Origin of the sequence: Fibrobacter sp. UWOV1, from assembly GCF_900142495.1 — a bacterium.
GTDB lineage: Bacteria > Fibrobacterota > Fibrobacteria > Fibrobacterales > Fibrobacteraceae > Fibrobacter.
Genome location: NZ_FRBA01000006.1, coordinates 1 through 21,148, shown reverse-complemented (window position 1 = coordinate 21,148; position 21,148 = coordinate 1). Strand labels below are relative to the sequence as shown.

The 21,148-nt window shown below is 51.0% G+C and carries 15 protein-coding genes; 6 read left to right on the top strand and 9 right to left on the bottom strand.

Features of this window, described 5'->3' with window-relative positions:
• Positions 1-50: 50 nt before the first annotated feature.
• The 3 genes from BUC02_RS09350 (at position 51) to BUC02_RS09340 (ending at position 3,605) form a co-directional block, all read left to right on the top strand.
• A complete protein-coding gene (locus BUC02_RS09350) occupies positions 51-1,577 on the top strand; it encodes a DUF2914 domain-containing protein (protein ID WP_139261092.1) in 1,527 nt (508 codons plus the stop codon).
• 102 nt (positions 1,578-1,679) lie between these two features.
• Complete coding sequence (locus tag BUC02_RS09345) at positions 1,680-2,546, top strand: carbon-nitrogen hydrolase (protein ID WP_073321823.1); 867 nt, start codon at positions 1,680-1,682, stop codon at positions 2,544-2,546.
• Between the two features lie 33 nt (positions 2,547-2,579).
• On the top strand, positions 2,580-3,605 hold the full coding sequence (locus tag BUC02_RS09340) for an agmatine deiminase family protein (protein ID WP_073321821.1): 1,026 nt from the start codon (positions 2,580-2,582) through the stop codon (positions 3,603-3,605).
• 170 nt (positions 3,606-3,775) lie between these two features.
• Here the strand turns inward: BUC02_RS09340 and murC are convergent, their stop codons facing one another.
• A complete protein-coding gene (murC, locus tag BUC02_RS09335; protein WP_073321818.1) occupies positions 3,776-5,191 on the bottom strand; it encodes a UDP-N-acetylmuramate--L-alanine ligase in 1,416 nt (471 codons plus the stop codon).
• On the bottom strand, positions 5,149-5,691 hold the full coding sequence (tenpIN, locus tag BUC02_RS09330; protein WP_139261091.1) for a type III toxin-antitoxin system TenpIN family toxin: 543 nt from the start codon (positions 5,689-5,691) through the stop codon (positions 5,149-5,151). Before tenpIN ends, murC begins: the two co-directional genes overlap by 43 nt.
• 331 nt (positions 5,692-6,022) lie before the next feature.
• Between tenpIN and BUC02_RS09325 the strand changes: the two genes are divergently transcribed.
• Complete coding sequence (locus tag BUC02_RS09325) at positions 6,023-6,595, top strand: methylated-DNA--[protein]-cysteine S-methyltransferase (protein ID WP_254794175.1); 573 nt, start codon at positions 6,023-6,025, stop codon at positions 6,593-6,595.
• A gap of 533 nt (positions 6,596-7,128) precedes the next feature.
• Positions 7,129-8,508: a TrpB-like pyridoxal phosphate-dependent enzyme gene (locus tag BUC02_RS09320; protein ID WP_073321808.1), complete on the top strand. Its 1,380-nt coding sequence runs from the start codon at positions 7,129-7,131 to the stop codon at positions 8,506-8,508.
• A gap of 123 nt (positions 8,509-8,631) precedes the next feature.
• On the opposite strand, the gene BUC02_RS09315 is transcribed toward BUC02_RS09320, so the two are convergent.
• The 6 genes from BUC02_RS09315 to BUC02_RS09290 all read right to left on the bottom strand — a co-directional run bounded on the left by BUC02_RS09315 (position 8,632) and on the right by BUC02_RS09290 (position 18,481).
• Positions 8,632-9,717, bottom strand: coding sequence for a sialate O-acetylesterase (locus BUC02_RS09315; RefSeq protein WP_073321805.1), 1,086 nt, complete (start codon positions 9,715-9,717; stop codon positions 8,632-8,634).
• Between the two features lie 85 nt (positions 9,718-9,802).
• A complete protein-coding gene (locus BUC02_RS09310; RefSeq protein WP_073321802.1) occupies positions 9,803-10,804 on the bottom strand; it encodes a sialate O-acetylesterase in 1,002 nt (333 codons plus the stop codon).
• Positions 10,805-10,929: 125 nt separating this feature from the next.
• Entirely contained in the window at positions 10,930-13,209 is a 2,280-nt protein-coding gene (locus BUC02_RS09305) for a DUF6055 domain-containing protein (protein ID WP_254794173.1), read from the bottom strand.
• Between the two features lie 123 nt (positions 13,210-13,332).
• Entirely contained in the window at positions 13,333-14,313 is a 981-nt protein-coding gene (locus tag BUC02_RS09300; RefSeq protein ID WP_139261090.1) for a hypothetical protein, read from the bottom strand.
• Positions 14,314-14,392: 79 nt separating this feature from the next.
• Positions 14,393-17,821 (bottom strand): MFS transporter, encoded by a 3,429-nt coding sequence (locus BUC02_RS09295; RefSeq protein ID WP_073321793.1) that lies wholly within the window; start codon positions 17,819-17,821, stop codon positions 14,393-14,395.
• 129 nt (positions 17,822-17,950) lie between these two features.
• The gene (locus tag BUC02_RS09290; protein WP_073321790.1) at positions 17,951-18,481 is read right to left on the bottom strand and encodes a hypothetical protein; all 531 of its coding nucleotides are present in this window, start codon (positions 18,479-18,481) and stop codon (positions 17,951-17,953) included.
• A 218-nt stretch (positions 18,482-18,699) separates the two neighbouring features.
• Between BUC02_RS09290 and grpE the strand changes: the two genes are divergently transcribed.
• A complete protein-coding gene (grpE, locus tag BUC02_RS09285; protein ID WP_073321787.1) occupies positions 18,700-19,368 on the top strand; it encodes a nucleotide exchange factor GrpE in 669 nt (222 codons plus the stop codon).
• Between the two features lie 77 nt (positions 19,369-19,445).
• Here the strand turns inward: grpE and BUC02_RS09280 are convergent, their stop codons facing one another.
• A complete protein-coding gene (locus tag BUC02_RS09280; RefSeq protein WP_073321784.1) occupies positions 19,446-20,507 on the bottom strand; it encodes a virulence RhuM family protein in 1,062 nt (353 codons plus the stop codon).
• Positions 20,508-21,148 lie beyond the last annotated feature (641 nt).

Sequence of the window (21,148 nt, the reverse complement as noted above, 5' to 3'; positions counted from 1 at the left end):
TGCTCCGATTAATATTAGCCCATTGGCCGTATTTTTTTTATTTTATGGGTATGCAATTCGTTGAAAAATTGCGGGAAAAGCCCGCTGTTCAAAAATTAGAGAAGTTTTTTCCGGCTATAGCCTTTTTGGGCGGTTTTGCCTGGGATTCCATTACGCTAGGCCAGATGGTCTATGGCACCGATATTCTGATTTTGCTCGCCTACTATACCGGCGCACTTATTTTGGTGATATTGCTTTCGGCGCAATTGGAACACCCTGAAGGATGGACTAAGGAACGCTTGCAGGCGCTTGCCAAGGCGCAAGCGAAGCCGAAGCCTGCCGCAGTCGCACCGAAGGCGACAAAGGTTGCACCCTCCCCTGCGGAAGAAAAATCTGAATCCGCAGAACCTGTTTCTGAAGATTCCGTTTCCGAAAATCCAGATGTAAAAATCGAAGAATCTCGTTTTAGAAGGGCCGCCGCATTCATCGCAAAAAAAACGCCCGCCCGCGCCAAGGAGGCTGCCAACCGCGCCGCCCAGGAAGCTAAAGAAGCGACAGCCAAGGCCGCAGCCCTTGCATCTGCAAAAGCCAAGGAAGCGGCAAGCCGTGCCGCCATCGAAGCGAAAGATGCCGCTGTCAAGGCGAAGGGGGCTGCCACCAAGTTCGCCAAGAACGTGGGTTACGAATCTACGGCAATCCCCGAAAATGCAATCGTCGTGCGCCACCGTTTTTTGGATCGCGAATGGAGCGAAACCTGGAAACAGCGCTTTACTTGGGCCGTGCAATTCTTCTTTGGCGGTCTGTTTAGCGCCCTGGTGGTATGCTACTTTAAGAGTAGCGGCTCGCTCGCCTCGTTCTTGCTGGTAATTTTGCTTGCCATTTTACTTGTGGGTAACGAATTTTTGCAGAAAAAATACGAAAGCTTCGGCGTGAGCCTTGCGTTCTTCTGCCTTTTGGGCACCATGTTCATGAACTTTGCCATTCCGCACTTGGTTCACCGAATCGGATTCATTTGGTTCTTGATTAGCACGGTGCTTTCGTTTGGCTTGTGCTTGTTTATCTGGAAGATTTCGCACCGCAAGAAGTCTATTCTGGTGGCTCCGGCGCTCATCAGCATTTTCTTGATTGTGGCTTACATTATGAACTGGGTGCCGCCTGTACCGCTGGTGCTCAAGCAAAAGATTGCCTGCCAGAACTTTGACAAGGCAAGCTATAGCTGCGATGTAGATGACCCAAGCTTGCTGCAAATGATTGGCCTCAAGATTCCGAGCGTGCATCGCGTCGACAGCAGCGAAGTCTACTTCTTGACATCGGTCTATGCGCCGGCAAAGCTCAAGGCCGAGCTTGAATATTTGTGGTATTACCAGGACCCCAAAACGGGCAAGTACATGCTTACGGACCGTATTTCTTCTGGCCGCATGATGATTAACGGCGGCCGTGAATCCGGATTCAGGACGTTTACCCGCAAGAAGAACACGCCCCCGGGCAAGTACCGCGTCGAAATCGCTTACAAGAACGGGGCCGTGATTGGTTCGGGAACCTTCGAAGTCTTTGGTGAACCCCCAGAAGACGGCTTTGTCCGCGACACATTGAGGTAGTTATGATCGATCCGGAAAACGACCCGATTCTCAACGCAAGTTCCATCAATAGTGAAGACTATTGGTTCTTGAAATTGAACAATAATAATCTAAATTTGGACCATGAACAAAATCAAGACAGCAACACTGCAGGGCAAGTGGACGGGCAACAGCCAAACCAATAACCAGTGGTACGTGGACCAGGCGCTTGCGCTCAAGGGCAAGGGAATCGACCTGGTCGTTCTCCCCGAGATGTTCCACACGCCGTATTTTCCGTTCGAAGAAAATGCCGACTTTTTTGACATGGCTATCGAAAAGGATAGCGAGATTGTCAGGCAGTGGCAGGGAATCGCCAAAGAAATCAACGCGGTCATCGTTTTCCCGTTCTTCGAGAAACGCGCCCGAGGCATTTACCATAACAGCGCCTTCGTTTTTGAACGCGACGGTTCGATTGCAGGCCTTTACCGCAAGAGCCACATTCCCGACGATCCGGCTTTCTATGAAAAGTATTATTTCATTCCAGGCGACACCGGTTTTGAACCCATCAAGACGAGCGCCGGTACGCTGGGCGTGCTGATTTGCTGGGACCAGTGGTTCCCCGAAGCGGCCCGCATTATGAGCCTGAAGGGCGCAGACATTCTGATCTACCCCACTGCCATCGGCTGGATGAAATCGGAGCCGGCTGAAATCTACCCGCGCCAGCAGGACAGCTGGGTCACGGTGATGCGCGGACACGCCATTGCGAACCGCACCTTCGTGCTTTCGGCAAACCGTATCGGTACCGAAGGCGAACTCACCTTCTGGGGAACGTCGTTCGTGGCCGCTCCCGATGGCTACTTGATTCACAAGTGCGATACCGATTTCTTGGGTGCAAGCATTGTAGAAATTGACCTGAAGGAAACCGAAGAAAATCGCCGCTGGTGGCCGCATTTCAGGGACCGCCGCGTAGACCTTTACGGCGACATTCTCAAGATTTGGTGCGATAAATAGAACGGGCTTCGCCCTACAGACGTGAGATTTTTTATGGCTAAAGCAACTGTAAGATACCCCGCTGAATGGGAAGAACAGGCCGCCACGTGGCTCGCATTCCCGCACAACAAAAAGAACTGGTACGGTGAACGCGGAGAAATGATCCGCAAGTTCTATATCAATTTGATTCGCACGATCAGCGAATTTCAACCTGTGAACGTGCTGATTCCTAAAAAGGATTTTTTGACGACGGAAGAAAAAATTGCCGTTGCCGACCGCCCTTACCCGGCCAGTTTCTTTACCATCAAGACAGATGACATCTGGATTCGCGATTACGGTCCGTTCTTCTTGAAAAAAGGGAAAGAGACTATTGTTTCGGAGACGGTCTTTAACGCCTGGGGCGCAAAGTTTCCGCCTTGGAAAAACGACAACGAAATTCCCGCACGAATCGCCGACATTTTTGAATACAAAAAAGGCGTGAGTGTCCCGTACATTTTTGAAGGCGGCGCTATCGAAGTCAACGGCGACGGTCTCGGCATTACCACGCTGGATTGCCTGACGGGCAAGAACCGCAACGATGCGAAGGACATAAAGAATGTTGTCAAGGCTCTTTGCAAGGCATTCGGGCTCCGCGACATGTTGGTGCTCCCCCACGGTTTGCACGGCGACCACACCGACGGCCACATCGACAATGTGGCGCGTTTTGTGGCGAAGGATCGCATCGTGATGTGTGAGGCTAACGACAAGCGCTCCCCGAACAACGTGATTCTGACCGAAGCGAAGTACTTGATCGAAACCTGGCTCAAGAGCCATTACGGCAAGTCGGCGAAGGTCGATACATTGCCGCTCCCGCCGCAGCGCAAACTCGACGACGGACAAATTCTGCCGGCCAGCTACATGAACTTCATCTACGCAAACGGAGCGCTCATTTTCCCGAAGTACAAGTCACCGAACGACGCTGTCGCCAAGCGCTACTTTGAAAGCGTGTACCCCGACCGCAAGGTCATCGGGCTGGACTGCCGCACCGTGATTGAGGAAGGCGGTAGCCTGCATTGCATGAGTAAGCATGAATCCTTATAAGACCGCTCGCACCCAATCATACTAAGTACGTACCCAAAGCGCTCGCTCTCGCAACCACGCCTCGTCAACACGAGGCGTTTGTTGCTCACAGAGACCGCTCAGTTTAATCTAAATAGTTCACAATGATTTTGCGTTAGCAAAATCGAATCCGTGTGGCGTTTGCAGAAAACTTACATCGTTTCGTCTTCGAGCAATTGTTGCACGTGCTGAGCGAAGGCTTGGAGGCTCGGGTCGCGGGCTCCCATCAAGAGAATCGTGTCGCCGGGCTGGGCGTATTCCACCATCTTTTCGGCGCATTCGTTGCGGTCGGCGATGTAGATGGCTTCGCAGCCTTTGAGCAGGAGGTCATCGGCAAGGTCACCGGCGCTGATGTCGCGGGTGACGGTGCCGCCGGCATAGTAGATTTCGCTGAAGAACATCACGTCGTTTTCACGGTCGTCGTCAAAGTCCTTGGGGCGAAGCGTCTTCGCGATAAATTCCACAAGGTCTTTGCGCAGGAATCGCGTGGGGCCAAAGCCGTGAGGCTGGAACCAGGCGATGACGCGGCCCTCGGTAAAGTCCTGGGCGCTCTTGATGCTGGCGGCAATTTTTGCCGGATTATGGGCGAAGTCATCAACAAGCGTCACGCCGTTGAAGGTTCCGAGAATCTGATGGCGGCGGAACACGCCGGGGAATGTCGCAAGGGCGTCGGCGCAAGTATGCAGCGATACCCCTGCGCGGAGAGCGGCGGCCGTTGCGGCCAAGGCGTTTTCCATATTGTGCTTACCCGGAAGCGGCACGACGAACTTCACCAGTTCTGCCTGGTGGCGCACGCGGAACTGAATGGACGTGCCGACTGACTTGAAGTCCGTGCCCTGCACGCCCACATAGTTTTCGAAGCCAAAATCGAATTCGCGACCGGCGCTGAACTTCTTGGCCAGCGGATGCGCATCGTTTACAATCAGAATCTTGCCGTTATCGAGAATGTTGTGGCTGAACTTGAGAAATATTTCCTGGAGTTCGCTCAATTCCTTATGATCCTTGTCCACATTCAGAATCAGGCCGATTTCGGGTTCGTAGCGCACCAGCGTTCCATCGCTTTCGTCCGCTTCGACCACGAGCCATTCACCCTTACCGGACACGGCGTTACCGATCTTGCCTTCCTTCTGCAAGTTCACGAGGCCCGCCCCCGTCATGACCGACGGCTGGAGGCCCGCATATTGCAAAATGTGGTAAATCATGGCGGTCACGGTGGACTTTCCGCTGGTGCCCGAAACGGCGATGGTCTTTGCTTCCTTAGAAATCTTTGCGAGCATTTCGCTGCGGTGCATCACCGGGATTCCCAGTTCCTTGGCGCGTTTGAGATCCGGGTTCGAATCTTCGATGGCGGTACTCACCACCACCGCAGAGAGACCCGCGACAACGCCCGAGCCGTCTTGCGGAAAGCACTTGACGCCACATTCTTCAAGCTGGCTCATGACGAGCGGCTTTTCTGCCGCACCGAACTGGCGGTCCGAACCGCTAATAGAAACACCCTTGCCAACCAAATACTGGGCGATGGCACTCATGCCCACGCCCGCAACACCGATAAAAAAGTAAGATTCCATGCGAGGAAATGTAGTAAAACCTTGTATCCTGTCGCTCTTTTTTCATTGAAGCAATCATCTTTCAGCAACCAACTACGATAGTAGGTCAATGAAGAGAACTTGTATTTGGGTTGCAAAGGGTCCTTTTTCAAACCATCAATAAAATCGTCAATATACTTTTGAAACTTTTCAACTATAAACATATATCGCTTCATTACTTCCGTATGCTCCCGTGAATCAATATGAGCTGGCATACCGATTTCATCATCATTAAAAATGATAACACTTTTGCTAAAATCTAATCCCGATGAAGTACGCTTTGATTTTTCACTTTCAAATTTATACGCATGCGTATGCTGAATATTTGATCTAAATGGAATAGCAAACCTAAAGGATCGATATTCCACAAGCAACACCAAATAGGGGCGGTTTTTCTTCACAAGAATTTCAGCATTATCTGCATATCGTTCATAGAACAAGGGTGAAAGCAGCATAACCTTAGGCATATTTTCTTTTTTCATAATTTCCTTTTTGGGGCATAACAAAAAAGAAGCCGTTTCTATATAGATATATAAAAACGGCTTCATCTAATGAGCTTTCTTTTTTATCTCAGGTGGTCGCTCTACCACCCTGTCATCATTTTGAGCTTTCTTTTTTATCTCAGGTGGATGCTCTGCCACCCTGTCTATACCAAATATACATTATTGTTCGACAAAAGACAAGTGTAGAAGGAAAAATGCAAAAAATGGGGCAATGATGTTGTTTTTTGTTTAAATAAAAACAGTCGTATAACAGGGATTTTTTAAGGATTTGCACCATATTTGTCTTTTTACAATCATTTTTGACAACCAGATGACTGTCAAATTATATATTCATACCATGAACTTCTCGGATTCAAGATTCACGACGATTGCGCACCGCAACTTGTGGGGGCAGTGGACTTTCGTGTTCGAGAAATCCAGGTTGTGCAGCCTGCGCTATACGGGCGAAGGCGTTCCGAGTTCGGTTCAGGCCTGCGCCTATGCCGAGCCGGATGTGGTTCAGACACTATCTTCGACGGTGGCCCGCGCCTACCGCAAGGCCGTGCAACAACTTAATTTGTATTTAGCGGGTAAACTCCGCGAATTTTCGCTCCCGCTCAAGGTGTACGGCACCGATTTCCAGAAGAAGGTCTGGGAAGCCATCACCGAGATTCCTTACGGAGAAACGCGGACTTACCAGCAGGTGGCCGAAGCGGTTGGAGAGCCCCGCGCCACGCGTGCCGTGGGCGCCGCCCTCCGCGCGAACCCATTACAGATTATACTCCCCTGCCATCGCGTGGTGGGCAAGGGCGGAAGCCTGGTCGGCTACGCCCTGGGGCTCGACCTCAAGCGAAGGCTCCTCGTAATTGAGGGGGCAATCCCGCAGGAACTGCTGCTAGAATAATCATTTTTGCCGAACGTCGACAACGTGCGCTTTTTATAGTTTGTTAAAAACACCCCGGTTTCCCGATGTGCTTTTTAAACGATGCTAACCAAAGAATGAGGAGTTCTCATACTTCTTTGGTCTGTTTATTATGCCGAGCTTTGGTAACAGGTATTAAGCTGTTATCAAAGCGAAGGAAGACCAAAGACAGACTAACCTTTTGGAGTTCTCATACTTCTTTGGTCTGTTTATTTTGTACTTTAGGCTTCTGAGATTGCGGGCGGAGTCTAATGAATTTTTTACCGCTGTGGACCGGGAGCTGTTTTGCACCCTCGCCAGCATGCGACACGCGGACCTCCCCCGCTAGTTCCGTCTGCCCAGTAAATAGGTTATGATTGATAGCCATACTTTTCAATTTACTAAAAAAATTTTTTCTGTCAATAACACAGGTCCTTTTTCGCACCTAAAGGCAATTCTTGGCCAATTCGGAAACGACAGATTACTATATTTCACGCCGTTATTATCGGCTTTACGCCTGCAAAAAAGGAATTAGTATGAGAAACTCGCTCAAGATTGAAGGTCCGGTCAAGACTTACCTTAAAGAAGACGAACTCCCGAAAGCATGGTACAACGTCCGTGCCGACATGAAGAAAAAGCCCGCACCGCTCCTGAATCCGGCAACCGGCAAGCCGGTCACGTTCGAAGACTTGCAGCCGGTGTTCTGCGATGAACTCATCAAGCAGGAACTCGATAACGATACCGCCTATATCGAAATTCCTGAAGAGATCCGCACTTTCTACAAGATGTACCGCCCCTCTCCGCTCGTTCGCGCCTACTTCCTTGAACAGGCACTCGGCACTCCGGCACACATCTACTATAAGTTCGAAGGCAACAACACCTCGGGCAGCCACAAGCTGAACTCCGCTATCGCTCAGGCCTACTACGCCAAGAAGCAGGGCCTCAAGGGTGTCACCACCGAAACGGGTGCCGGCCAGTGGGGCACCGCCCTTTCGATGTCCACCGCCTTCTTCGGACTGGACTGCCAGGTTTACATGGTGAAGGTTTCTTACGAACAGAAGCCGTTCCGCCGCGAAGTCATGCGCACCTACGGTGCAAGCGTCACCCCGTCGCCTTCCATGACCACCGAAATCGGCAAGAAGATCAACGCCGAATTCCCGGGCACCACGGGTAGCCTCGGCTGCGCCATTTCCGAAGCCGTGGAAGCAGCCGTGAAGCAGCCGGGTTACCGCTACGTTCTCGGTTCCGTGCTGAACCAAGTGTTGCTGCACCAGTCCGTGATCGGTCTCGAAACCAAGGCCGCCCTCGACAAGCTCGGCGTGAAGGCCGACCTCATTATCGGTTGCGCCGGTGGTGGTTCTAACCTCGGCGGTCTTATTAGCCCGTTCGTCGGCGAAAAGCTCCGTGGCGAAGCCGACTACGACATTCTCGCTGTGGAACCGGCCAGCTGCCCGAGCTTCACTCGCGGCAAGTACGCCTACGACTTCTGCGATACCGGCAAGGTTTGCCCGCTCGCCAAGATGTACACGCTGGGCTCCAGCTTCATTCCGTCTGCAAACCACGCCGGTGGCCTGCGCTACCACGGCATGAGCAGCATCCTCTCCGAAATCTACGATCAGGGCCTCATGCGCGCAACGTCCGTGGAACAGACCAAGGTGTTCGAAGCCGCCAAGCTCTTCGCCCAGACCGAAGGCATTCTCCCGGCTCCGGAATCTAGCCACGCTATCCGCGCGACGATTGACGAAGCCCTCAAGTGCAAAGAATCTGGAGAGGCCAAGAACATCGTGTTCGGCCTCACCGGCACGGGTTACTTCGACATGGTCGCTTACCAGAAGTTCAACGATGGCGAAATGGCTGACTACATCCCGACCGATGAAGACATCGCCAAGAGCCTCGCTCAGCTTCCGCAGGTGTAACAAGTACACGCTAAGCGCTAGAGGCACGAGGTCGTGCCTTCGGCACTTTGAGGTATGAGCAAATATTAAATGAGCCCCGGATTTAATCCGGGGCTTTTTGCTTATATCTTTAATCGCTCAGTCCTAGTTCTTGCTACCAGTGACGCGGTAACGAAATTCTCGCCCGTTCTTTTTGAAGCGAACGAATAGGGCCTGTTCCTTTTTGTCGTAATAGAGCTTCGGCTGAACAGATTCTACGGCCTGCATGCGCGGCAAGCTGCGGATTGCAATCGTGCTGTCTTGTGCCGTCGAATCTGTTTTGACTGAATCGATTTTAGAAGAATCTTGCTGAGTGGAGTCCGTCTTCACGGTATCTTTTGAGGTCGTGTCAGGCTCGGGTTCTTGCGCCTTCAAAAGTTCCAGCATTTTTTCGGCATAGCGTTCGCCAAACGTCTGGTAACCTTCGCGCGTAAAGTGCAGCGTATAGCTGGCTTCCTTAAGTGCCGGGCACCCCTGGGCAGAAATCAAGTGACCATTCGGAATAAGGTCTGCCGCCTGCTTTACAGCGTCGTTACGCCATCCGAGGTCACCTGTCGGAGCAAGTTCACCGATTAGAATCGGAGTCTTTTCCGGGTCGAGTTCCAGCTCGGCAATCAAGTCGTCGTAGACCTTTTTCACTCGTTTCGGCCAGTCGTTCATCTGGTAATCCGCTTCGCCCTGATGGAAGAGGAACCCCTTGATAACGCCCTTCTGCTTTGCGATTTTACCCATCTCGACAATGCGCTTGTAGGCATCGCCGCCGTATTCATCTAGGTACTGAATCCACCAGGTGTCGCCTTTGTTCTTGGCATTCTGCACGTAGCTCTTGTTGCGGTCCTTATCGAACAGGTCAATGCTCTGCCCACCAATCGCCACGTTCGCGACGGCCACCGTTATGCTATCCGGCAATTCCTTGATCATTTTGCGACCGAAAAAGTCGACAATGCCGACCTTGGATTGGCTATGCCCCATCGGGGGTGCCGCCGGGTAAAACTCTCCCACCTTCTGGTTTGAATGATTTCCGGCGCGCAACACTAGGAAGCGCGGATTCGTTTGACGATCTGAATCGGTCACGGTCGCCTGCCCCGACATATTCGATTGTCCGTAGGCCAGGTAGATATGCAGATTAGGGTCTTGAGCCAAGGCGGCGACACAAAGCGCCGTCGTTAAAAATAGGGATTTTCCAAACATGTAAACCTCCTTTTTTCCACACCAAACAATACCAAGATAACAAATGCAAATGAAAAATGGAGTTTGCATTTGTACAAAAATGCATTTATTCGTTCTTTCTACGCCCCGTTAGCTGGTAGCTGTATGTTTTCCCGTGTTTCTTTAGATGGATAAAGAGAGCTTGCTTCCAGACATCGTAGTACAGTTTCGGTTTCACGAATTCCTTATGGTACATCTTATCAAGAGAATCGGCTACGGTCTGTTCCCTCAGAAGTTCTAGCATTTTTTCAGCGTAGCGTTCACCCAGAATTTTGTAACCTTCGCGGGTATAATGCAATAGGAAGGTTTCATGCGTTACGGGGTCAGTTTCTTTTTGGACGGAGCAACCTTCTGCAGAAATCAAATGCCCGTTCGGAATCATTCCTGCCGCGATTTTTACAGCAATATTCCGCCATCCAAAATCGCCTGTGGGTGCAAGTTCGCCAATCAAAATGGGCGTCTTTTTAGGGTCCAGATTTAAATCGTAAAGAAGGTCGTAATAAACTTTTTTGACCCGTTGCGGCCAATCGGGCATGTTGTAATCCGCTTCGCCCTGGTGGAACAGGATCCCTTTGATGACGCCTTTCTTTCTAGCAATTTTACCCACTTCGACAAGACGCCTGTAAACGTCGCCCCCATATTCGTTCAAAAGCGGAATCCACCACCAGGTTGTTCCGTGACTTCTCATTCTCTCCAGATAAGCCGTATTACGGTCCTTGTCGAACAAGTCAATGCTCTGCCCGCCAATAGCGACATTTGCGACGGCAACGGTGATAGAATCCGGAAGTTCTTCGACCATCTTGCGACCGAAGAAATCCGAAATTCCGACCATGGATTGGCTGTTTCCCATTGGAGGCTTGGCCAGATAAAACTCGCCTACCTTCTGATCCGAAAAATCGGCGGCGCGAAGTACCAAAAAGCGGGGGTTTGTTTCAAAATCAGCGTCGATATACGGGGCAACACCTTGCATGTTGGATTGTCCATACGCGAGATAAATGTGCAGGTTCGGATCCTGCGCAAGACTCGCCGCACTGAACAAGGCCAGTGCTATGAGGGCAGTTTTTAGCATTCGACGCTCCCCTTCTTATGCTAACCATTATTATAACAAAAAATGAACAAAGGGGGAAGTCTCCCCCTCGCTCACACGGCGTTGTTCGCTACCTCCTCTCCTAGGGGACACCCCTAAAACCCCGTTTAACGCAAGTTCACGCGGAGCATTTTATTAGATTCCTTGCCGCGAATAAGGTATGTGCCCGCGTTCAGGCCCGCCTTGCGCAAAGATTCTTGCAGCGAAATTTGACCTTGAGTTCCATTTTTAACGACACCCAGGTGCTTGCCGTTCAAATTGAACACATCGAAAGCATTGTCCTCGAGATTCAAGCGCAGGCGTTGAGTATTGATTAATTTAGAAGGACCCGTTTCAGTCGAATCGTCGGCCACGGCATACCATACGGCCTTGTCGAGGCTTGCGGTCGCATCGGTAGGCGGAGTCGTGAGGTTTGCGCCGTAGTTTGCATTGTTAAGCATTCCGTTGTCGACCATGCCGTAGAAGATCCCCTTCGTGAGTTCCTTGTCGAAGTTGTTTTCGAGGTCGCCGCGCAACTGCGCCGTGCCAGAGAGCTTTTTGCCGTTTAATGCCCACATCACGCCGTAGACTTGAGCGTTGTCGGTCACGGTCGTATTCACGATAATCGAAAGCGCGCCGACTTTCGCCTTGCCGGTAATGCTTCCGCTCACGAGCCACGCGTCTTCTTCGAGCACGGCATCGTCGCCGATGGTACCTGCGGTTACGAGCGCGCGGCCGCGGACAACGGCATTCCCGCTAATGGTTCCGCCGTCTACGACCGCGAAATCCTCGATGCGGGCGTTTCCAGAAACGGTGCCGCCGTTCACGACAGCGTCGGGGCCCACATACACGGAGGCGTCAACCTTCGCCTTGCTGCTCACGAGACCGCCGCCGTTGCTGTGCTTAGTGTATCCGCTGGCGTTTGTGGGCTTCCAGAAGTCCTTATTGTAGCCCTCGGGAGCGCCATTCACGACCTCGATCATGTACGGGTAACGGTAAACGCTGTAGTAGAACTGGTCCCACAAAATCGTCTGCATCTCGGTCGGCGTCGCCGTCACGGCAAGCCACAATGCCTTGTCGCTTGCCTTCGTTTCGATTTCAAGATTGAATCCGGTACCATGCTTCATCTCGCTGTAGCGGGGCGTTCCGTCCGCGCCCTCCGCGACTAGCCCGACCGTCCAGCCCGAGGCCGGGTCCGGCAGCTTGTCGGGCGCGTAATTGCACCAGTTGTATGATTTTCCCATGTAGTGGTCGGTGTTGTCGCCAAAGCATTTATACCCGCTCACAGTCGGCTTGTCCTGCACGATTCCGCGGAACTTGACGGTGACCTTTCCGGCTGAATCCGGATAGATTCGCACCAGGTTGTAGCCCCAGCGCTGCGGAGCCCAATAACTCGGCGAAATGTAGCGGTCCGCGCACTTCTCGCCCGCCGCGCATTCCATCTTGTTCAGCATGGTCACGCGCGTGTGTCTGCGGTAATTGTCGCCCCAGCTAGCGTCACGACGCGTCTTGAATTCATAATCGCCATAGGATTTTTTATACAAAGCCTTCTTTGCGGGTGCATACTCGAGCGTCGCGTTCTTCATCGCGAACTTGCCGAACTGCTGATTCAGGCTATCGAGCGTCCAACCGTAAACCATCATCATGGCGGTAAACGGAGTCTGCTCCATGCGGCCGTCTTCGCCATCGCGGATCGATTCCATCCAAATACGGTTGACTTCGTGGGCACCCTTGTGGCCGCCGCCGAATTCTTCCTTGAGGTGCTCCAAGAACTGCCAATTGCAATAGCGGTCGCGCGTAGAACCGTAATACAGGTACGGATAATTAATCAGGTATTCCGAGCAATGAGCATCGTTCGGATTGTACTGGTGCGCCATCCAGTTCGCGTGGCTTTCGGCGAACCAGCCCGAATGGCTGTTGTTGCCCATCCAACCCGCAACGCCTTGCAGGCCGTGTGCGAACTCGTGCGATGTGCCCCAGTAATCCTTGAGGGAGCCCACGCCAATCCACATACCGGGGCCGAATTCATTGTTCAGGCCCTTCACGTAGTCCTGCCCGCCGTAGAGCGCCGCCATGACGGAATTGTCGAACACATAAATGTTGCTCTTGAGTTTTTTATCGGGGCTACTCGGGAAGGGCAACATCCAGCCGAGCGAATCGATATAGAATGAATAAACTTTTTCAAGCGATGTGAGAACGCCCTGCGCATCCGCATTCGGAATCGAGACGTTGTTCGCCTGGCCGTCGTCCGTCGTCGGCTTCTTGCAAACTTCAAAGTGATCCGATTCCGCAATCAGTGTAAAGCCATTACTGGCACACTGATTTACCCATTCAATGGCGGCGTTCGCGCTTACTGCACCTGCGCAAAATACCGCCATGGCAATATTTATACCATGATTGATTTTCATACATTTTTCCCAAACAACACACCCACACGGGCGATATAAATAAATATAAGCTCGTTTAGCTAAAACGAGCCTTTGTATACGAAATTAAACAATCTGTCGCTGTATTTTGTTCAACAGGCAAAACTACTTTTTTTCGGGCTCTTTTGTCTTTTGGTCTTTGGCAGTCGAATCCTTGGTTTTCTGGTCTTTTGCCTTCGAATCTTCGGCCTTTTTCTTTTCGGGGCGGCCAATATTCTTGTAGTTCGGCGTAATGCTTATGCAGGCCGGAACCTTGGGAGGTTGCCTGTAAAGTGCCAATTCCTTGGTAAAAACGCCCTTTGCTTCGGAATACACGCTCCATTTGGTGCCTGCAGGGCAATTCTCGATAGGCACTCTCGAAATGGCGGTAAAGCGCGCACCAGTCACTTTGTATTCAAAGTAGTCCGAAGACGAAGTATCCGGCAATTGCAAGGCCTTTGGCCCTCCAACAGTCTTTGTCCTGCCAAAATAGGCCTTTTGTGCCTTGATATAGTCCAGGGTATGCTGTTCCAAATCTTCGACTGCAGAATCAACAGAAGCAAGCTTGGCCGATTCCTGGCAACTACGAATCCCTGCGAAACCGCCCACCAAAACGACAATCGCAGCAGCTGGGATAGCAAGTTTTTTAAGCGGAATTTCCCCGATGTTTGCAATTATTTCACGAAAAGAGGTTTCTTCGCCTTCTTCTTCGGTACCGTCAGTTTCCCATTTAAGGAGCTTGAGGGTCACAAGAATATGCACAAAGAACCTAGGTAAAGCAAGCCCCACCACGGCAATAGCCAACAACACGATTGCAATAAACAAGAGAACCGTCAAGGCCGATTCTGCTGAAGGAAGTAACCCTTGAACGTCTTGAAGCATCTTGAACAGCTGACGATCTTCGGCGAAGTTCTGAAGTGCCATACGCCCCGTAAAGCTGTCATAGCGAGTCAAGCCAAGCTGAACGCCTTCGGATGCCATTTGCAGCACGGCAGCAAGCGCCCGTTCCAGGAACAAGAACACCATGCCCATTAGGGCGATTAGCGCCGAAATTACTCGTGCAGTACGTATCGGAGTCAGTCCCTGGATCTCTTTTTCTTCAGTCATAGGCCCTTCTTAGTTTGCAATGTGTAGTGTGAAATGTGTGATGTGTAATTACTCATTCCACATTTCACATTTGTTCGCATTATTTTACTCCTGCCAGTTCCTTGGCGAGTTTTTTCGCGGTGGTAAAGTCAGCCTTACCCGTACCGAGCTTAGGCACTTTTTCGACCTGGAATGCGAGCGACGGCAACATAATCGGCGGGAAGTTGCTTGCACGCAATTCCGAAATCACGTCCTTCGGGTCTTTTTCGCCTTGGTACAAAAGAACAATCTTTTCGCCCTTGGCCGAATCTGGAATGGTCGTCATGAGGTAGTCACAGCCTTCCAGAACCGGGGTGTCTTGAATCTTCTTTTCGACGGCACCGAGGCTCACCATTTCGCCGCCAAGCTTTGCGAATCGGCTGTAGCGGTCCACAATCGTGAGGAAACCGTCTTCGTCCAAGTAACCCTTGTCGCCGGTGCGGTAGTAACGGATTCCGTTGATTTTAACAATCACGCTGTTCGTGCGGTCCGGGTCCTTGAGGTAGCCCTGCATCACCTGGCAGCCGCCAATCAGAATCATACCCGCTTCGCCTGTCGGGAGCGGAATGTTCGTTTCGGGGTCTACAATCAGGAACTGTGTTCCCGGAAGCGCAGGACCCACGGTACCCGGCTTATTATTTATCTGGAGCGTCGTGTAGTCGTTATGCAGAGTGTTTTCGGTATTCACCGAGGCCACCGGAGCCGTTTCGGTGCAGCCGTAACCTTCGTAGATTTCTTTACCGAACTTGAGGCGGAATGCCGTTGCAAGTTCCGGGCGCAAGGCTTCGGCACCGGCAATAATCATGCGCACGTACTTGAACACCAACGGGTGCACATAGCGGCTCACCGTAAAGGCACGCAAGAAGGTCGGGGTCGCCACCAGGCAGGTTACATGGAATTCGGCGCAAACGCGGGCCATGGTTTTAACGTCGGTGGGGTCTGCCACTGCCACAATCGGGCAGCCTTCGGTCAAGTTCAAGAGGGTCGTAACCGTAAGGCCAAAGCTATGGAACAGCGGGAGTTCCGAAAGCATCACGTCGCCGCGGCTTACGTTAATAATGCAGGCTAGCTGCTGAATGTTACCCATCAAGTTCCTGTGGCTGAGCATCACGCCCTTCGGAGTTCCCTCGGAACCGGAACTGAACACAATGACAGCCGTATCGTCGATCTTGGTACGCTTGCAGAAAATAAAGCGGATGAGCCAGCTCGGCATAATAATGCAGAGGAACAGGAGGGCGGCAATCTTTGCCTTCGGAATCTCTTTCATCAAGTCTTCGGCGTAAAGAATGCGAAGTTTGTCCGAGGCAATTTCAGAGTAGTCGTTCCCTCTCCCCTTCAGTTTCTGAATAAATTGCCTGCTCGAAATGACCGTCGTCACGTCGGCGCGTTCGCAACAGTACTTGACGTTTTCGACCGACGAGGTGTAGTTCAAGTTCACATTCGTCTTGCCCATGACCCAGAGTACCAGGTTCACGATGACGCCAGCGGGGCTCGGCGGGAGCATGATACCGATATTCTGTTCATCATTGCCAAGCTTTTTCTTTAAAAGACCGCGGAATGCCATAACGGCACCCATGAGCTTGTAACCCGAAAAGTGCTTGCCGTCGGGGCTGTAAATGGCAGGACCATGCTTCACGTAACGCTTACAGGTACGAATCCAAGACGAGGCAATCGGGTGCACGAACTTGACAGCGTACTTCCAGGCATCAATCGAAATTTTGCGGACAATGGCGCGAATCTCGTTAGGAGGCGTCGTTGCAGGAATGGCCTCGCCAAAGGCAACCGTCACGGAACGGTCCGAAGACGCGCCGTACATGTTGGAGCCGCTATAGCTGTAGTTGGAGCCCCAAAGGCCCTGAATGTAGAACGGGACAATCACTGCATCGGTCTCGTCGACAGCCGAAGAATAGTCAATGGTAAAGGGTTCCACGTGCGGGGACTTGGACACCTCGCCTGTGGGGAATATGACCACGGCTTTACCCTCCAGAAGATCCTGATGGATTTTGTCCATGGCCTCTTTGGGGTTATTGTTGTCAATACGGATCATGCCCAAACGCTTGAGGACTGCGCGCAGGTACCACTTTTCAAAGTGGTCCTTGTTGCTTGCAATGCAAAGCGGACGGGGGGATGCCATCTGCAACATGGCCCAGTCGATAAAGCTGTGGTGGTTACCCACCAAAAGCACGGGACCTTCGTTCGGAATATTCTGCACGCCAAGCACGCGAATGCGGTAGCGGTTGAACACCAGCTTAAGAAGCGTGCGGAGCAACGCCTGCGGCAAGTTCGAAATGGTCCATACAAACACCACCAGCGATACGATGGCGATTCCGAGGAAGTACAGTTGCGGACGGATGTTGGTGTAATGGACCATTAAGGAGAATAGGAACAAGAAGGCGATCAGCACGATTGCCTGGATCATGTTTGCCAAGGCCAGCACCGAACCGGAATTGTTTGGGCGCGTATTGTATTGCAATAAGGCGTTCACCGGCACCAGGAAGAGACCGCCGAACAAACCGGTCAAGGAATAAAGAATCACCAGGGCTATGGGGTTCACAAAGAACGGCACCAGGAACATACAGATGGATACACCAATCATGCCCATGGGGATAAAGCCGGTCTCGATAAAGTCACGGGACTTGGTGGCCGCAATAATGGAACCAATCATAAGGCCAACAAAGGCGAATGCTAGGTAATTCTGAATAGTGTCGATTGCATAGGAGCCTGACACATCCTGATACATAAGCACGAACACCTGAGCCAAGGCCCAGAACATCGAAAGGGCGATAATCGAAGCGCGCAATGTCGGCACTCGCCAACCGAGGCTCAAGTGCTTTTTCACGTTCTCGATATTCACGTTCGGGTTTTCGTACTTGACCTTGGGCACCATAAAGCTAGCCACTGTTCCAAGCACACCGACACCCGCCAAAATCCAGGGAATCACGAGCGATTCCGAAGTAATACGGTGAACGGCCGCATACGACTTGAGCGATTCCAGGTTAATGAGGTTCACCCCCACCACTGCAAGCCAAGACGCACAAATGATGCCGCCAAGGCCAAAAATCTGCAAAAAAGCATTCGCAAAACTCAAGTTGCGAACGCCAAACATCTCTTTAAGAATACCGTATTTTGCGGCACTATGGATAGCGAAACCGCAACTCAAGCCAATAGACAGCCAGAACGCCACACGCGGGGTATTGCAGGTCACAAGAATCGCCTGAGCAATCACAAAGACCGTCATCATGAGTGACGACCAGGCAAGCACCTTGTTCTTGGAAAACCTATTGGTAAAGAACCCCGCAAAGAACACCATTAGAATGTAGGGAGCGAGGAAGAAGATTTGCAGCATGAACGCTTGCCAGGTCTGTCCCGAATCCTCGTTCACAAACGATCCGGACAAAATCTTCTGGGCATAAATAAACACGCCCATTTGTACAAAGGTCATCGCAAGGATCGACAAGAAATATCGAATCGTACCCTTAGTTTTCCACATACAATACCTTCTAAAAAGGATGAAGTTATTACCAGGATAATTTAAAAAAATCCCTAGTTGGATTCACTAGGGGTTTTCCGAAATAATCTATTTAAAAGTTTAGATTGTAACCAAAAGTTTAACAACAACTTACGGCTTGGGCGGCATGCCGATTCCAGCCGATTTGAAGGCTTTTTTGGCGATAAAGGGCATTGCGATAAAAATCATGATATAGCCGAATACAAAACAGGCAATTTGAGAGCCCACGAACATGGGCATAAAGGGCGGCTTATGGTCGGGCGGCATGAGCACAAAGAACGCAAAAGTCACCATGACAGCCGTCATGAGCGGCGTGTAAATCAGGTTAGAAACGAAGGTTTCGATGGCGTGAGTCGTGATTTTATGCGGCGTCAGGTGCAATTTTTGGCCAAGAGCGGCGTTCACCTTGCCCATGGGCACCACAAACCCGATGCCAAAACTGACCACAAAACTGAGCAAAAAACTGCCGAACCAGCCGATAATAATCGGGGCAAGTGGCATTCCGGCAGGGCGTTCCGCCGTCGCGGTACCAAAAATACTGAGTGTAAAGCTCATCCACAGAGCCATCATAAACGAAATTCGGAGGCCGACAGCCTTCATTTGAGCCGGATTCGAGCCGCGATTCTGGTTTTCGGTATTCATAAGGACTCCTTCTTATAACTTTTGTTTACAAAGATATACTCTTTTTTCATGAAAAAGCATTTTTGTTCAAATAATTGTAAAAAAGTCGTTGTATGTTTCAAAACAAAACAACTTTCTAATCTTTGCACTTGGCATGAAAATTGCTAAATATGGCACGGAAAATGTAAAACAGAGCCCCGACATATCAATGTGAGGCATTTTTAAAGGATTATTTAGAAATGGCAGAAGATTTGAATCAGCAGGAACCGACCGCAGAAGAAAAGGCAAAATTCGAAGCAGACGTGCTCAAGGCCGCCGAAGACGCGATGAAGATGGAAGCCGAGGCCAACAAGGCTGATGCCGCAGAACGTCATTGCGAGGAGCAAGGCGACGAAGCAATCCAAAAAGAAGCATCAACCGAATCTGCTGAACAGCCTGCGGAACCCGCTGCCGAAGACCCGACTGCCGCGCTCAAGGCCGCCCTCGCCGATGCAAACGACCGCAACCTGCGCCTGATGGCCGAATTCGACAACTACCGCCGCCGTACCGCCAAGGAACAGCTCGAACTCATCGAGACGGCGAACGGCAAACTCCTTGAAAAGCTCTCTGAAGTGCAGGACAACTTCGAGCGCGCCTTCGCGAGCGAAAACAAGGCCCAGGATTTGGAAGCCTTCGAGAAAGGCATGCAGATGATTTACAACCAGTTCGCAAAGATTCTCACCGATGCAGGCCTCGAGCAAATCGACCCGACTGGCGCGGAATTCGACCCGAACATGCACGAAGCCCTGATGCAGCAGCCCAGCGAGACCGTGCCCGAAGGCCACGTGGTCACCGTGTTCCAGAAGGGCTACAAGCTCAAAAACAAGATTCTCAAAACCGCGAAGGTCATCGTCTCTTCCGGGAAATGACACGAAGTGTCATCCTGAGCGAAGCACAGCGAAGTCGAAGGATCTCCGCGCGACACTCCCCCGCTATTTAGGCACAGTTACGCTTTGTACTGTGCCATTTTTTCGTGCAATTCCAAAAAGTAGTCGAAATCGCTGTGGAAAAGCTTATCTTGAACCACGCGATATTTTTCCCATTCCGTAATGGCGTGGGCCTGGGCCACTTCCATCGAAATCTTACCCGCATTCGTCAAAAGTTCGTGCTCCGTAGCCTCAAGAATGCGGTCAAGGTGCCTCGCCCAGTCTTCCATCGTCATGGGAATGTGCCTTGCGGCCTGCATTTCTGCAAAATCCAGATAACCCGAGACAATCAGCTCCAGGGCCTTGAGTTCATCTTCTTCAAGATAATTCTTTGCGACAATTACGTCGGACTGAAGAATTTTGCCCTTTGGAGATGCAGCCCAGGTCTTTAACCCCATGTGCTCCTTTTGGCTGTCAGCCCGTTCTACAATGAGTTCCGCCGCCGTATGGCCGTGAATCGCCCAATGGAGTTTGTTTTGGACCTTCTTGAAAAAATCCCGGGTGATTTTTGCAGAGGGATCGTAATCTAACGCAGTCGAATAGATATCAGTCACCTTCTGGTAAAAGCGCCGCTCCGACATGCGGATTTCTCGAATGGCTTCCAATTGCCGCTCGAAATAGTCTTCGGTAAGGATTGTCCCGAAATTCTTGAGCCGCTCCTTGTCCATGACCCAGCCCTGGATGGTGTAATCCTTGACAATTTGCCCCGCCCACTTGCGGAACTGCACCGCCCGCTCGTTGTTGACCTTGAACCCCACAGCAATAATCATCTGGAGGTTGTAGTGCATTATTTCACGGGAAACCTGTCGTGAACCTTCTGTTTGAACTATCCGAAAATTTCGGATAGTTGGATTTTTGGGCAATTCACCATCTGCCAGAATTTTTGAAATATGGTCATTAACCGTACGCACATCGACCCCGTACAGTTCTGCCATCATTTTTTGCGTAAGCCATACGTTTTCGTCTTCGTAACGCATTTCGACGCTCTGTTCGGAACCGCCCACGGCAGCCACATAAGTCAAGTATTCGGCAGCAGAACTGCGGATAGACACGGGATTGATTTTTTTACTATTTTTGCTCATTTGAACACTAATATATATAAATTGAACTCCCCTGTCAATAGCCGGAGGGGACAATTGTATAAGACTCAGGGGTTTTCTGTCCGTTGTGTAATGGTTGAATAACCACCACTTTTAAACTGTAAAATTTTAAACAAAAAATCAAAAACTAGGCATTCCGTACAGAATGCCATTGAGGGTTATTATGTCCAAGAAAAGCGTGCTAAACGAGTGTCGCAGAATCAAACTTGTTTGGTTCTATGACCGAGTGACGCCGCGGACGCCGAAGGCGTCAACAACATCAAGAACAACAAGAAAAATTCCGTTCGCAAGAACTACAAAATGGACGCCTAAAGGCGTCTACGGCTGCGTTCGGTCATGCCCAAACGCAAACGTTTTGACGTCTACGACATCCGTAGCTGCGACTTGATAATGCAAAAACAAGTTTTTTGCGCTATCTCGCCTTGCATCCTTTTGTCGCGACACTCACTTGCACGCTACTGAATCTCTCGATAAACTCGATTGTTTTGTTAAATGAACATGGTAAAACAGGTCGGGATATGCTGCACTTGTTCGTTGTGGCCCAGGTCCTTGGTGTATATCAGGTAGCGGTCTTGTATCCGTTCGCTGAATTTTTTACAGAATGCGTCGAGCGAAGCGTGTGT

Excerpts from the sequence above, each read along its gene's own strand:
- BUC02_RS09300 (WP_139261090.1), bottom strand. The coding sequence starts at position 14,313 with ATGACTGAAGAAAAAGAGATCCAGGGACTGACTCCGATACGTACTGCA.
- BUC02_RS09345 (WP_073321823.1), top strand. The coding sequence starts at position 1,680 with ATGAACAAAATCAAGACAGCAACACTGCAGGGCAAGTGGACGGGCAAC.
- BUC02_RS09310 (WP_073321802.1), bottom strand. The coding sequence starts at position 10,804 with ATGCTAAAAACTGCCCTCATAGCACTGGCCTTGTTCAGTGCGGCGAGT.
- BUC02_RS09340 (WP_073321821.1), top strand. The coding sequence starts at position 2,580 with ATGGCTAAAGCAACTGTAAGATACCCCGCTGAATGGGAAGAACAGGCC.
- BUC02_RS09320 (WP_073321808.1), top strand. The coding sequence starts at position 7,129 with ATGAGAAACTCGCTCAAGATTGAAGGTCCGGTCAAGACTTACCTTAAA.
- BUC02_RS09290 (WP_073321790.1), bottom strand. The coding sequence starts at position 18,481 with ATGAATACCGAAAACCAGAATCGCGGCTCGAATCCGGCTCAAATGAAG.
- BUC02_RS09305 (WP_254794173.1), bottom strand. The coding sequence starts at position 13,209 with ATGAAAATCAATCATGGTATAAATATTGCCATGGCGGTATTTTGCGCA.
- BUC02_RS09325 (WP_254794175.1), top strand. The coding sequence starts at position 6,023 with ATGACTGTCAAATTATATATTCATACCATGAACTTCTCGGATTCAAGA.
- BUC02_RS09315 (WP_073321805.1), bottom strand. The coding sequence starts at position 9,717 with ATGTTTGGAAAATCCCTATTTTTAACGACGGCGCTTTGTGTCGCCGCC.
- murC (WP_073321818.1), bottom strand. The coding sequence starts at position 5,191 with ATGGAATCTTACTTTTTTATCGGTGTTGCGGGCGTGGGCATGAGTGCC.
- BUC02_RS09350 (WP_139261092.1), top strand. The coding sequence starts at position 51 with ATGCAATTCGTTGAAAAATTGCGGGAAAAGCCCGCTGTTCAAAAATTA.
- BUC02_RS09280 (WP_073321784.1), bottom strand. The coding sequence starts at position 20,507 with ATGAGCAAAAATAGTAAAAAAATCAATCCCGTGTCTATCCGCAGTTCT.
- tenpIN (WP_139261091.1), bottom strand. The coding sequence starts at position 5,691 with ATGAAAAAAGAAAATATGCCTAAGGTTATGCTGCTTTCACCCTTGTTC.
- grpE (WP_073321787.1), top strand. The coding sequence starts at position 18,700 with ATGGCAGAAGATTTGAATCAGCAGGAACCGACCGCAGAAGAAAAGGCA.
- BUC02_RS09295 (WP_073321793.1), bottom strand. The coding sequence starts at position 17,821 with ATGTGGAAAACTAAGGGTACGATTCGATATTTCTTGTCGATCCTTGCG.